Source organism: Pseudomonas sp. NCHU5216, from assembly GCF_052156495.1.
In the GTDB taxonomy this organism is placed as follows: Bacteria; Pseudomonadota; Gammaproteobacteria; order Pseudomonadales; family Pseudomonadaceae; genus Aquipseudomonas.
Map to the genome: position 1 here is coordinate 147,729 of NZ_JBQLIX010000001.1, position 12,152 is coordinate 159,880.

The window sequence follows — 12,152 nt, forward strand, 5'->3', positions numbered from 1 at the left end:
GCCCGCCTGCTCTGGTGGTTGCGCGCCTGACCCGTTAACTTGCGCAGCATTAGAACAATGCTTACCGAGGGCGGGGATGAAGGGTTTGATGATTGGCGGCAAGGCGTTGTCCTTGGCGTTCTGGTTGCTGGTGCTGGGGGCGCTGGCGGGGCGGTTGGACAGCCCGTTCGAGCAACTGATTCTGCTGTTGGCGGCCTCGATGGCGCTGTTGCACGGCCTGCAGCTATGGCTGTTCTCGAACCTGCTGGCAGCGACTGGCAATGGCTGGGGGGCGCGCCTGCAGGTGTTGCTGTTCGGCATCTTCCACCTCTATTCGCTGAAGCCGGCGCAGAACGAGCCCGCCAGCCCGAGCGCTGGCGCCGAGCAGGAGGCTGTCCATGCGTAGCCTGGCCTTGACGTTATGCCTGTGTGTCACTCCGGTGCTGGCTGCCTCGCAGATCGAGGTGCCGTCCAATAGCCTGATGCGCTTGCCGGCAGGTCATGCCTCGCTGCAGTTGCAGCGGGTCGAGGTGGCCGATCACGCCACCTTGCTGGTTCCCCCGGGGGTGACCGAGCTGCGCATCGGTGAGCTGACGATGGGCCGCGACGCGCGCATCGGGGTTGCTCCCAGCGAGCAGCCGCTGCGCCTGGTGGTAAAGAACGCCGATGTCGGGCCTGGCGCCTGGATCAGCGCCAAGGGCGCGCCTGGCACTCATGAGCATCCGGCTACCCCGGGGCGAGAAATCAGCATCAAGATGCATGACCTGACGCTCGAGTCGCTGACCCTGGACGTGCGCGGTGGCCGCGGCAGGCCAGGCTATGACGGCCTTGATGGCGCCCATGGGCAGCCCGGCGGCTGTACCTGGGGCAGTGCCAGTGCGGGCTACGATGGCCAGGACGGCAGCGACGGGCATCCCGGGGCGCCGGGTGGCAAGGTTACGCTGGAGGTGCCCTACCATGTCGAGGTCGAGCGTGTGCAGGTACTGCTCGATGGCGGCGATGGCGGCCCGGCTGGTTCGGCTGGCAAGGGTGGGCGCGGTGGCCCAGCCAAGGATTGCTGGCTGTATGGCGTCAAGGGTGCGCCGGATGGTCGCCCAGGCGAGCCGGGGAGGGAAGGCAGTGCCGGGCCCGAGGGTGCAATGCAGGTGCTGCGTTTCTGAGCCTGTGCGCCGGGTGTGAGCCCGGCGCCACCAGCCCGATTCAGAATGACGGGCGCATGGCCACCAGTGCGATCAGCACCAGGCCAATCAGCAGGTTGCTGCCCACCACGCGGCGAATGCGCCCCAGCACTTCGCCGCCGGCTGGCCAGTTCTCCGCTTCCACGGCGCGGCGCAGTTCCGGCAGTTGCAGCGCCTGAATGCGCAGAAACAGCGCCAGCATCACCAGATACAGCCCCATCATGATATGCACGTAGCGCGGCGCCCCGTCGAAACCCGAGTAGCCGGCGTGCAGCATGCCCATGCCGGTCACCGGCAACACCAGCACCGCAATCCAGACCCAGACGAAGAAACGCTTGAACACGTTCAGCCACAGGCGCAGACGGGCAGGGGCCTCAAGCACCTCGACGGCGGCGGGGCGCAGAATCATCCAGGCGAAGAACATGCCGCCGACCCAGATCAGGGCGGCCAGCAGGTGCAGGGTGTAGAGCGGTGCGTAGAAGGTCATCGGGCCTCTCCTGTCGGTTCTTGGCGCAATCGTTCGGCACAGGGTTCTGCGCCGGATCGATTGGCGCGTTATGATAGCGGCCGCTCCGCGAATACTGAAAATTTATCCAGCCTTTTTCGTTACGGAATCCATGCTCAGCAGCGAACTCAAGTCCCAGATCCAGGGCGCCTATTCCCGCTTCCTCGAGGCCAAGTCACTCAAGCCTCGCTACGGTCAGCGGTTGATGATCGCCGAGATCGCCAAGGTGCTCGGCACCATCAAGAGCGATGACGAGGGCAAGCGCCTGGGCGACCCCGCCGTAGTGGCCGTGGAGGCCGGCACCGGTACCGGCAAGACAGTCGCCTACAGCCTGGCCACCATCCCCACGGCCAAGGCCGCCGGCAAGCGCCTGGTGATCGCCACCGCCACCGTGGCCCTGCAGGAGCAGATCGTGCACAAGGATCTGCCCGATCTTTTACGCAACAGCGGCCTGAACTTCAGTTTCGCCCTGGCCAAGGGCCGTGGTCGCTACCTGTGCCTGTCCAAGCTCGACAACCTACTGCAGGACGGCGCCGCGCAGAGCGCCACGGCGCAGATGTTCGAGGACGAAGGCTTCAAGCTCGACGTCGACGAACAGGGGCAGAAGCTGTTCACCGCGATGATCGAAAAACTCGCCGGCAACAAGTGGGACGGCGACCGCGACAGTTGGCCCGAAGAGCTGGAAGACAGCCGCTGGTCGCAACTGACCACCGACCACAGCCAGTGCACCAACCGCCACTGCCCGAACTTCCAGCAGTGCGCCTTCTACAAGGCACGCGAAGGCATGAGCAAGGTGGACGTGATCGTCACCAACCACGACATGGTGTTGGCCGACCTCGCCCTCGGCGGCGGCGCGGTGCTGCCGGATCCGCGCGAAACCATCTACGTGTTCGACGAGGGCCACCACCTGCCGGACAAGGCCATCGGCCACTTCGCCCACTTCACCCGCTTGCGCAGCACCTCCGAGTGGCTGACTCAGATCGACAAGAACCTGACCAAGCTGCTGGCGCAGAACCCGCTGCCAGGTGATGTCGGCCGCCTGATCGAACAGGTGCCGGAGCTGGCGCGCGAGCTCAAGACCCAGCAGCAGTTCATGTTCACGGCCTGCGAAGAGGTGGCCGACTTCAAGGCTGGCGAGGACATGGAGGGGCGCGAGCGCCCACGCCATCGCTTCGTTGGTGGCGTGGTGCCGGAGCACCTGCGCGAGCTCGGGCTGGAGTTGAAAAAGGGTTTCTCCAAGCTCAACGATCTGTTCACCGGCGTCACCGAGCTGCTCAAGGAGGCGATGGACGGCGAGGGCGCGGTGGGCATCGCCAGCCACCAGGCCGAGGAATGGTATCCACTGTTCGGCAGCCTGATGGCACGGGCCAAGGGCAACTGGGAACTGTGGCTGGCCTTCACCGCCGAAGACCCGGAAGAAAGCCCGCCCATGGCGCGTTGGCTGACCCTGGCCGAGAGTGGTGCCTTGTTCGACATCGAGGTCAACGCCAGCCCCATCCTCGCCGCCGAGACCCTGCGCCGCAACCTGTGGAACGTTGCCCACGGCTGCCTGGTGACCTCCGCCACGCTCACCGCCCTGGGCACCTTCGACCGCTACCGCATGCGCGCCGGGCTGCCCAAGGTGGCCGTCACCGCCATCGTGCCGAGCCCCTTCCATCACGCCGATGCCGGGGTGCTGCGGGTGCCCGATCTCAAGGCCGACCCGCGTGATGCCACCGCGCACACCGCTGCGATCATCCGCGAACTGCCGGCACTGGTCGCCGGCAGCCGGGGCACGCTGGTGCTGTTCTCCTCGCGCCGGCAGATGCAGGACGTGTTCGACGGCCTCGAGCGCGACTGGCGCAAGCGCGTGTTCATCCAGGGCAACCTGTCCAAGCAGGAGACCCTGAACAAGCACAAGGCACGCGTCGATTCCGGCGAGGAGAGCGTGCTGTTCGGCCTGGCCAGCTTCGCCGAAGGCGTCGACCTGCCCGGCGCCTACTGCGAGCACGTGGTGATCGCCAAGATCCCCTTCGCCGTACCGGATGACCCGGTGGAAGCGGCCCTGGCCGAGTGGATCGAGGCGCGTGGCGGCAACCCCTTCATGGAAATCGCCGTGCCCGATGCCTCGCTGCGCCTGGTGCAGGCCTGTGGCCGCCTGCTGCGCACCGAGGCCGACCGCGGCAGCATCACCCTGCTGGATCGGCGCGTGGTCACCCAGCGCTACGGCAAGGCGATTCTCAACGCGCTGCCGCCCTTTCGTCGGGAAATCCACTGAAGCGCCCGTGACACGGGCGTTTTGTCGATTGGCAGCGGTTCCCAACCCGCGCATTGGCTGAAACAATGCGCGCAATTTGGTCAAAGGAGTCAAACGTGCAGGTTCAGGGCTATTTCGACTTGCGCTTCGAGGCGGTGAAGGAAGCCTTCGCCAGCCTGTTCGACGATCCCCAGGAGCGTGGCGCTGCGCTGTGCATCCAGGTCGGCGGGGAAACCGTGGTGGATATCTGGGCCGGGGTGATGGACAAGGACGGCCAGCAGGCCTGGCACAGCGACACCATCGCCAACCTGTTCTCCTGCACCAAACCCTTTGCCGCCGTGGTCGCCCTGCAACTGGTGGGCGAGGGCAAGCTCGAACTCGATGCCCCGGTGGCTCGCTACTGGCCCGAGTTCGCCGCCGCCGGCAAAGAGCACATCACCCTGCGCCATCTGCTCTGCCACCAGGCTGGGCTGCCTGCGCTGCGCGAGTTGCTGCCGGCTGAAGCCCTTTATGACTGGTCGACCATGACCGCTGCCCTGGCCGCCGAAGCCCCCTGGTGGCCGCTCGGCGAAGGCCAAGGTTATGCGCCGATCACCTATGGCTGGCTGGTCGGCGAACTGATTCGCCGCGTCGAGGGGCGTGGCCCCGGCGAGAGCATCGCCGCGCGTGTCGCCAAACCCCTGGGGCTGGACTTCCACGTCGGCCTGCCGGACAGCGAATTCGACCGCGTGGCGCATATTGGCCGTGGCAAGGGCAAACTCGGCGATGCCGCCGCGCAGCGCCTGCTCAAGACGATGATGAGCGACGCCAGCGCCATGAGCACACGCTCGTTCACCAACCCGCCGTCGATCATGACCAGCACCAACAAGCCCGAATGGCGGCGCATGCAGCAACCGGCGGCGAATGGCCACGGCAATGCCCGCAGCCTGGCCGGCTTCTATGCCGGCCTGCTCGACGGTCGCCTGCTGGAAAGCGAACTGCTCGCCGAGATGACCCGCGAACACGGCGTCGGCGAGGACAAGACCCTGCTGACCCGCACCCGTTTCGGCCTCGGCTGCATGCTCGACCAGGCCGAGGTGGCCAACGCCACCTACGGCCTGGGCGGCAATGCCTTCGGCCATCCAGGGGCGGGCGGCTCCAGCGGCTTTGCCGACCCCGAGCGGGATGTCGCATTCGGCTTCGTCATCAATAATCTGGGGCCCTATGTACTGATGGATCCGCGTGCGCAAAAAATAGCGCGCATGCTGGCCCAATGCTTGTAACTGCCTGGCCATACTGCCGGGCAGTCGTACTTTCAATAACACGAATCGACTGAGACCCTGGGGGCTTCATGCGTAACACCATCATCGCCTTGAGCTGCTGCCTGCTCTTCGCTGGCTGCTCCAACACCGACAAGAAAGAAGAAGTGGCCGTGGCCGTCATGCCACCGCCGCAGGTCACCCGCGCCTGGCTCGACGAGTACGAACCCAAGGTGCGTGAAGCCGTCAAGGGCAGCAACTTCGAGTTCGAGCGCCGCGACAACCTGCTGGTGGTCACCGCGCCGGTGCAGGGCTCGTTCAACCCGGATCGCCCGCAGATGCTGCTGCCGTCCAGCCTCGGCCCCATCGCCCGCGTGGCCAAGCTGCTCGAAACCGACAACGACATCGCCGTGGTGGTGCTCGGCCATGCCGACAGCAGCGGCGACGCCGCCGCCAACCGCGACCTGAGCCAGCAGCGCGCCCGCGCCGTGACCTCCATCTTCCGTCTCAGCGGCCTCAAGCAGAACCGCCTGCAGGTCATGGGCCTGGGCTCCGACGCCCCGCGTGCGGCCAACGACAGCGCCGCTGGCCGTGCCCTCAACCGCCGCGTGGAAATCCTCCTGACCTCGCGTGACACCATGCAGGGCCTGATCGCCAAGTACAGCCATCCGGCCAAGGCCGAACTGAAAGACGCGCCCAAGGTAGCTGCCGTAGATCAAGGAAAACAAAGCAAGTCGGAGTAAGCTTGGGGGCATTTCCAACCTAATAGGCAACTCTAAAAACGTAGGCGAGGCAGTCAGCGCAAGGCAAAAACGGGCGAAAAAGCGGAGTTTACGAGTAGTAAATGAGCATTTTGATCGGACTCGCGCACGAGGCTGTTTTTAACGCAGCGATGGCAACGCAGGTAGTTTTTAGAGGTGCCCTGAGGAATTGTCATGACCCAAACTTTGGCCGACATGCGCCGTGACTACACCCGCGATGGCCTGAGCGAGACTCAGGCCCCGCTGGAGCCCCTCTCCCTGTTCCGCCAGTGGTTCGAGGATGCGGTGAAGACCGAGCAACCGCCGGTCGAACCGAACGCCATGACCCTGGCCACCGTCGACGACGACGGCCGCCCGCACTGCCGCGTGCTGCTGCTCAAAGGCCTCGACGAGCAGGGCTTCACCTTCTTCAGCAACTACGACAGCGCCAAGGGCCGCCAGCTCGCCGTGCGTCCATTCGCCGCCATGACCTTCTTCTGGCCGAGCCTGGAACGTCAGGTGCGTATCGAAGGGCGTGTGGAGCAGGTCACCCCGGCCGAATCCGACGGCTACTTCCAGGTACGCCCGCTGGGCAGCCGTATCGGCGCCTGGGCCTCGCCGCAGAGCCGCGTGATCCGCGACCGCGCGGAGCTGGAAAACCTGCTGGCAGAAACCGAAAAACGCTTCCTCAACCAGACCCCGCACTGCCCACCGCACTGGGGCGGCTATCGCCTGCTGCCCGAGCGCATCGAATTCTGGCAAGGCCGCCCCAGCCGCCTGCACGACCGCCTCAACTACCGCCTCAAAGGCGAGGCCTGGATACGTGAGCGGCTGGCGCCTTGAGCGCCAGTCACTGCGAAGAGCGTAATAGGGCGTACTCGCGAAGCAGTACGCCGTGGACTGTTCGCTTGCGCTCCTGAGTCACCCTACACTTCGCCTACACCCAACTGCTGTCAGGTGAGCACGCAGCCCGGACAACCGCCGCAAATGGTGGATGAAAAAAGCGCCATCCACCCTACGCCGAAACACCCGCCGCGTAGGGTGGACAACGCGAAGCTTGTCCACCAAGGTTCGGGTAACACCACCGTTCAAGGATGAGCCGTCGTGCCCAATTACCAGAACAATCAGGGGACAGTTGTAGGGCGTACTCGCGAAGCAGTACGCCTTTTGTTCTGTCTGGTGGACTGTTCGCTTCGCTCCTGAGTCCACCCTACGCGACTACTCGCCACGACAGTCCGGGCTTTACGGGATTTGGAACAATCAGGGACAGACCACGATATTGATGCTGACGGGGAATTCCGGGCTGGATAAGTGGCTGCCTTTGGCCGAAAGCCCCCCACAGAAGCCACCACCATCCTCCCACCTGCGACCACCGAGCGCACCAACCGCTAAGAAGGCTGAATGAATCGAGCACATAGGCTACCCTTGCGCCACGAACCAACCAGGACGCTGTGAACCGAACGATGGGTTTTGAACAATTAGCCGAGCTACGTGACCGCCTGCGCGCCGAGAAACAGCAGGGCAAGCAGGTGCAGCAGGACAAGCAGGTAAAGAGCGAAGGGGCCAAGCCGCACAAGCGCAAGGCGCCGCCGAAGGCCAAGGCGCGTGAGCAGGATCCGGCGCTGGAGGCGATCTGGCGGTTGCAGAAGCATTTCCCCCTGGCCTTTCCGGTCAACCCCGCGCCCAAGGTGCCGCTGAAAGAGGGCATTCTCAAGGATGCCGAGCAGCATCTGGAACTGCTCGGCATCACCACTGAGCAGCTCAAGCTGGGCATCGCTGCCTGGTGCCGCGGCGGGCGTTACTGGGCTGCCATGACCGAGAATGCGCCGCGTCTGGATCTGCAAGGCCAGCCCGTTGGCGTGGTGACGGCGCCGCAGGCGCTGCATGCCAAGCAGCAGGCCAGGCGCCAGCGTGCCGAAGCCCGGCGCAAGCAGGCCAAGGAGAAAGCCCCGGCAGAGGACAAGGCCGTCGAGGCCGCAGCGCCAGCAAGCGCTGAGTGAAGCCGCACGGCGCTTCCATCGTGAAGCGCTGCTGATCGGCCTACAATGGCGGCCTCATCCGCGAGGCCGTTCTCCATGCTCGAACTCGATTCCACTCTGGCGCAGCATATCGTCGACCGTGCCATGGCCATCCTGCCGCATAACATCAATGTGATGGATGCGCAGGGCATGATCATCGGCAGTGGCGATCCCAGCCGTCTGCACACCCGTCACGAGGGTGCGCAACTGGTGCTGGCCAATCGTCGCGTGGTGGAGATCGACGAACAGGCGGCAGCCTGCCTGCGTGGGGTGAAGCCTGGGGTGAACCTGCCACTGCTGCACGCCGACCAGTTGATCGGCGTGCTCGGCATCACCGGCGACCCGGAAACCGTGCGGCCCTACGCCGAGCTGGTGCGCATGGCCGCCGAGATGCTCGTCGAGCACCGTGTGCTGCAGGCCGAGCGGCACTGGCAGCGGCACCAGCAGGAAGCCTGGCTGCGTCATCTGCTCGACCCTCAGCAGGGCCTGGCCGGGCTGGCGTCCGAGGCCGAGCGCCTGGGCTTGCACCTAGGCTGGCCTCGGCAGATGTGTCTGCTGCGCTTGAGCGAGGAGGGCGACCCCTTGCCGCGTCAGGCCCGCCTGTTGGCAGCGCTGGGCGGCAAGAGCGAGCATCTGCTGGCGCCGCTGGGGCGTTTCGAGCTGCTCTGGTGTCGGCCCTACAGCGCCACGCGGGACGATCAGGCCTGGCTGGCTCAGGCCGACGAGCGCGAGTGGGGCGTGCAGTGCCTGGCGCTCAGCGATCCCTTGGCCGACCTGGCCGAGTTGCGCCAGGCCAGCCTGGTACTGCGTGATCTGCAGGCCTATGGCCGGGCACGCTTTCCCGAGCGGCGCCTGTTGCGCCTGGATGAGCTGAGATTGCCCACCTTGCTCTATACCCAACGCCATAACTGGCTGTTGCAAGGCTGGCTGGCGCCGCTACGTCGGGTGCTGGCGCAGGACACCCAGGGCAGTCTGCGTGAAACCCTGGAGGCCTGGTGCGCCCATGACGGCCAGGCACAGGCCTGTGCCCAGGCGCTGGGCATTCATCGCAATACCCTGCGTTATCGTCTGGAGCGCATCAGTGAGCTCAGCGGCCTGGATCTCGGTCGCTTCGAGCAGCGCCTGCAGTTGTCTCTGGGGCTCGGGCTGCTGGAGCCGAGTGCCCAGGATTGAAGGTCTGCAGATAGCGGCATGGCGCGCTGTTGTAGGAGCGGATTTATCCGCGATGGGATTGGCCGTGCACCCCAGAAGATCGCGGCTGAAGCCGCTCCACAAGAAGACGGCTTTGTGCGAGTGCACAGGGCGATACGCCATCATGCCGGGGCTGTTGGTGCCTGCGCACAGAGCGGTGTGGGCATGAGCTGAGCCACAATGGAGTGCCTGTTCGGCATTCCCAAGCGGATGTGGCATCCGCTCATAACAACAATGAGGAGACTGGTCATGGGCCTGGTCCTGATTCTGGTGGCACTGATCGCGTTCATCGTGCTGTCCACCACCCGTTTGAAACTGCACCCCTTTCTTGCCTTGCTCGGCGCCGCGTTGATCGCCGGCTTCGCCTATCAACTGCCCAGCGGCGAAATCATCAAGACCATCACTGCCGGCTTCGGCGGGATTCTCGGTTACATCGGCATCGTCATCGTGCTCGGCACCATCATCGGGGTGATCCTCGAGCGCAGCGGCGCCGCCATCACCATGGCCGAGACGGTGATCCGTGTGCTGGGCCAGCGTTTTCCCACGCTGACCATGTCGATCATCGGTTATCTGGTGTCGATCCCGGTGTTCTGCGACTCCGGCTACGTCATCCTCAACTCGTTGAAGAATGCCCTGGCCGCACGCATGAAAGTCTCCGTGGTGGCCATGAGCGTGGCCCTGGCCACCGGCCTCTACGCCACCCACACCTTCGTGCCACCGACGCCGGGGCCGATTGCCGCTGCCGGTAATCTGGGCCTCGACGCCTCGCTGGGTCTGGTGATTCTGGTGGGCCTGCTGGTGGCCGCGGTGACTGCCATCGCCGGCATGCTCTGGGCCAACCGTTACCTCAAGCAGGATGACAGCCAGTTGCTGGAGGAAGCCCCCAGCGAACTGCTTGCCGAAAACGTCGATTTCGATGCCCTGCGCGCCCGTTACGGCAAGCTGCCGAATGCCTGGCAGGCCTTTGCCCCGATCTTCGTGCCCATCGCCCTGATCTGCCTGGGCTCCATCGCCGCCTTCCCGAGCAAGCCGTTCGGCAGCGAAGGCCTGTTCGCGGTGCTGAGCTTCCTCGGCCAGCCGGTCGCTGCGCTGCTGGTGGGCCTGGCTCTGGCCTGCACCCTGGTGGCGGGCGAGGGCAAGCGTCAGCAGTTTCATGACCATGTCGCCCATGGCCTCAAGGAGGCCGCGCCGATCCTGTTGATCACCGGTGCTGGCGGCGCCTTCGGTGCCGTGCTCAAGGCCACGGCCTTGGCTGGTTACCTGGGCGATAACCTGTCGGCGCTGGGTATCGGCCTGTTCATGCCCTTCTTGGTGGCGGCGGCGCTGAAGAGCGCGCAGGGTTCCTCCACCGTGGCGCTGGTCACCACCTCGGCCATGGTCGCGCCGCTGCTGGGTAACCTGGGCCTGGACAGCGAGATGGGCCGCGTGCTGACCGTGATGGCCATTGGTGCTGGCGCCATGACCGTGTCCCACGCCAACGACAGCTTCTTCTGGGTGGTGACCCAGTTCAGCCGCATGAAAGTGGCCACCGCCTATCGTGCTCAGACCCTGGCCACCCTGGTTCAGGGCATCGCTGGCATGCTCACCGTCTGGCTGCTCAGCCTGGTGCTGCTGTAATCCGCTCCATCGGCGGGTGGCCGTTCGGTCACTCGCCCCTGCCGAGGTTCGCAACATGAAAATCGTCATCGCCCCCGACTCCTTCAAGGAGAGTCTCAGTGCGCCCGACGTGGCGGCTGCCATCGCCCGTGGCTGGCAGCAGGTGTTCCCCGAGGCCGAGTGCCTGCTGCGGCCGATGGCCGATGGCGGCGAAGGTACGGTGGATGCGCTGCTCGCGGCCGTGGGTGGTGAGCGCCGCGAATGCCAGGTGCGCGGCCCCATGGGCACGCCCGTGCAGGCGCACTGGGGCTGGCTGGACGACGCGACGGCAGTGATAGAGATGGCCGCCGCCAGTGGGCTGCACTGGGTGCCGCGCGAGCAGCGTGACGCCTGCCTGGCCAGCAGCTACGGCACCGGGGAGCTGATCCGCCAGGCGCTGGACGCCGGGGCGAAGCGCATCATTCTCGGCCTCGGCGGCAGTGCCACCAACGATGGCGGTGCCGGTTTGCTGCAGGCTCTGGGCCTGCGTCTACTCGATCAGCAGGGGCGTGAGCTGCCACCAGGCGGCGCTGCGCTGGCCAAGTTGGATCAACTCGATCTCAACGGTCTGGATGCACGCTTGCTGTCGGTGCAGGTAGAAGTGGCGGCAGACGTCGACAACCCGCTGTGCGGCCCGCGCGGCGCCTCGGCGGTGTTCGGCCCGCAGAAAGGGGCGACGCCCGCGCAGGTCGAGCAACTGGATGCTGCCCTCGCACGCTTCGCGCGCATCGTTGCCGCCACCCTCGGGGAGGATCATGCGCAGTTTCCTGGCGTCGGCGCGGCCGGGGGGCTGGGCTTTGCCGCCCGGGCCTTCCTCAAGGCGACCTTTCGCCCGGGAATCGCGCTGGTGGCCGAGCTGTCCGGCCTGGCCGAAGCCGTGGCGGGGGCCGATCTGGTGATCACCGGGGAAGGGCGGATGGATGCGCAGACCCTGCACGGCAAGGCGCCGATGGGCGTGGCCAAGGTGGCGCGGGTGGCGGGCGTGCCGGTTATCGCTCTGGCCGGTAGTCTCGGCGAGGATTATCAGGCGCTTTACGAAGCCGGCATCGAGGCGGCCTTCAGCCTGGCACCTGGGCCGCTGAGCCTGGAGCAGGCGATGGCAGGTGCGGCTGCCGAGCTGGAGGCGCGGGCGGTGGATATCGCGCGGCTATGGCGTCTGGCCGGGCGTGGCTGAGCCGCCTTCATAATCCTGGGCAGCCTGTTCGAGAAATGCCGACAACTGCTTGCGCGGCAATTTTTGCCGACGGGCAACCTTCAGGCGCTCGAGCATGAAGCTACGCTTGTCTGCATCGGTACCGGCCAGCGAGAGTGCCAGGTCGCGATCCACCCAGCGCCGTATGCGCAGGTATAGCCAGCTATGGAAGACCAGGCCGGCGAGGGTGGTGACCAGGATGATGAAATAGTCCATGCAGTACTCTGATACCTCGATTCA

At 65.6% G+C, this 12,152-nt stretch carries 12 protein-coding genes; 10 read left to right on the forward strand and 2 right to left on the reverse strand.

The window, feature by feature from the left end; translation table 11 throughout:
* The first annotated feature begins 76 nt into the window (after window positions 1-76).
* Together ACSVIK_RS00665 and ACSVIK_RS00670 are read left to right on the forward strand one after the other, a co-directional pair.
* Window positions 77-385 carry a DUF1145 domain-containing protein gene (locus ACSVIK_RS00665; protein ID WP_442442440.1) on the forward strand — a complete coding sequence of 103 codons (309 nt, stop codon included), beginning with the start codon at window positions 77-79 and terminating at the stop codon, window positions 383-385.
* Window positions 378-1,139 carry a collagen-like protein gene (locus ACSVIK_RS00670; RefSeq protein WP_442442441.1) on the forward strand — a complete coding sequence of 254 codons (762 nt, stop codon included), beginning with the start codon at window positions 378-380 and terminating at the stop codon, window positions 1,137-1,139. The genes ACSVIK_RS00665 and ACSVIK_RS00670 overlap by 8 nt, the downstream gene beginning before the upstream one ends.
* A gap of 40 nt (window positions 1,140-1,179) precedes the next feature.
* Here ACSVIK_RS00670 and ACSVIK_RS00675 read toward each other — a convergent pair whose 3' ends face one another.
* Window positions 1,180-1,644, reverse strand: coding sequence for a CopD family protein (locus tag ACSVIK_RS00675; protein WP_442442442.1), 465 nt, complete (start codon window positions 1,642-1,644; stop codon window positions 1,180-1,182).
* Between the two features lie 130 nt (window positions 1,645-1,774).
* Here ACSVIK_RS00675 and dinG point away from each other — a divergent pair, with 130 nt between their 5' ends.
* The 8 genes from dinG to ACSVIK_RS00715 all read left to right on the forward strand — a co-directional run bounded on the left by dinG (window position 1,775) and on the right by ACSVIK_RS00715 (window position 11,894).
* Window positions 1,775-3,919, forward strand: a complete 2,145-nt coding sequence (gene dinG, locus ACSVIK_RS00680; protein WP_442442443.1) for an ATP-dependent DNA helicase DinG — start codon at window positions 1,775-1,777, stop codon at window positions 3,917-3,919.
* A 95-nt stretch (window positions 3,920-4,014) separates the two neighbouring features.
* The gene (locus tag ACSVIK_RS00685; protein WP_442442444.1) at window positions 4,015-5,160 is read left to right on the forward strand and encodes a serine hydrolase domain-containing protein; all 1,146 of its coding nucleotides are present in this window, start codon (window positions 4,015-4,017) and stop codon (window positions 5,158-5,160) included.
* A 68-nt stretch (window positions 5,161-5,228) separates the two neighbouring features.
* The gene (locus tag ACSVIK_RS00690; RefSeq protein WP_442442445.1) at window positions 5,229-5,879 is read left to right on the forward strand and encodes an OmpA family protein; all 651 of its coding nucleotides are present in this window, start codon (window positions 5,229-5,231) and stop codon (window positions 5,877-5,879) included.
* A gap of 192 nt (window positions 5,880-6,071) precedes the next feature.
* On the forward strand, window positions 6,072-6,719 hold the full coding sequence (pdxH, locus tag ACSVIK_RS00695) for a pyridoxamine 5'-phosphate oxidase (RefSeq protein WP_442442446.1): 648 nt from the start codon (window positions 6,072-6,074) through the stop codon (window positions 6,717-6,719).
* 620 nt (window positions 6,720-7,339) lie between these two features.
* Window positions 7,340-7,876 (forward strand): ProQ/FinO family protein, encoded by a 537-nt coding sequence (locus ACSVIK_RS00700; protein ID WP_442442447.1) that lies wholly within the window; start codon window positions 7,340-7,342, stop codon window positions 7,874-7,876.
* A gap of 75 nt (window positions 7,877-7,951) precedes the next feature.
* Window positions 7,952-9,067, forward strand: coding sequence for a CdaR family transcriptional regulator (locus ACSVIK_RS00705; protein WP_442442448.1), 1,116 nt, complete (start codon window positions 7,952-7,954; stop codon window positions 9,065-9,067).
* Between the two features lie 267 nt (window positions 9,068-9,334).
* Entirely contained in the window at window positions 9,335-10,702 is a 1,368-nt protein-coding gene (locus tag ACSVIK_RS00710) for a GntP family permease (protein WP_442442449.1), read from the forward strand.
* 55 nt (window positions 10,703-10,757) lie between these two features.
* Window positions 10,758-11,894 carry a glycerate kinase gene (locus ACSVIK_RS00715; RefSeq protein WP_442442450.1) on the forward strand — a complete coding sequence of 379 codons (1,137 nt, stop codon included), beginning with the start codon at window positions 10,758-10,760 and terminating at the stop codon, window positions 11,892-11,894.
* Here the strand turns inward: ACSVIK_RS00715 and ACSVIK_RS00720 are convergent.
* On the reverse strand, window positions 11,868-12,128 hold the full coding sequence (locus ACSVIK_RS00720; protein ID WP_442442451.1) for a hypothetical protein: 261 nt from the start codon (window positions 12,126-12,128) through the stop codon (window positions 11,868-11,870). The genes ACSVIK_RS00715 and ACSVIK_RS00720 overlap by 27 nt on opposite strands.
* Window positions 12,129-12,152: the final 24 nt, after the last annotated feature.

Coding starts and splice junctions, on each gene's coding strand:
- pdxH (WP_442442446.1), top strand. CDS start 6,072: ATGACCCAAACTTTGGCCGACATGCGCCGTGACTACACCCGCGATGGC.
- ACSVIK_RS00710 (WP_442442449.1), top strand. CDS start 9,335: ATGGGCCTGGTCCTGATTCTGGTGGCACTGATCGCGTTCATCGTGCTG.
- ACSVIK_RS00715 (WP_442442450.1), top strand. CDS start 10,758: ATGAAAATCGTCATCGCCCCCGACTCCTTCAAGGAGAGTCTCAGTGCG.
- ACSVIK_RS00705 (WP_442442448.1), top strand. CDS start 7,952: ATGCTCGAACTCGATTCCACTCTGGCGCAGCATATCGTCGACCGTGCC.
- ACSVIK_RS00670 (WP_442442441.1), top strand. CDS start 378: ATGCGTAGCCTGGCCTTGACGTTATGCCTGTGTGTCACTCCGGTGCTG.
- ACSVIK_RS00700 (WP_442442447.1), top strand. CDS start 7,340: ATGGGTTTTGAACAATTAGCCGAGCTACGTGACCGCCTGCGCGCCGAG.
- ACSVIK_RS00675 (WP_442442442.1), bottom strand. CDS start 1,644: ATGACCTTCTACGCACCGCTCTACACCCTGCACCTGCTGGCCGCCCTG.
- ACSVIK_RS00720 (WP_442442451.1), bottom strand. CDS start 12,128: ATGGACTATTTCATCATCCTGGTCACCACCCTCGCCGGCCTGGTCTTC.
- ACSVIK_RS00665 (WP_442442440.1), top strand. CDS start 77: ATGAAGGGTTTGATGATTGGCGGCAAGGCGTTGTCCTTGGCGTTCTGG.
- ACSVIK_RS00690 (WP_442442445.1), top strand. CDS start 5,229: ATGCGTAACACCATCATCGCCTTGAGCTGCTGCCTGCTCTTCGCTGGC.
- dinG (WP_442442443.1), top strand. CDS start 1,775: ATGCTCAGCAGCGAACTCAAGTCCCAGATCCAGGGCGCCTATTCCCGC.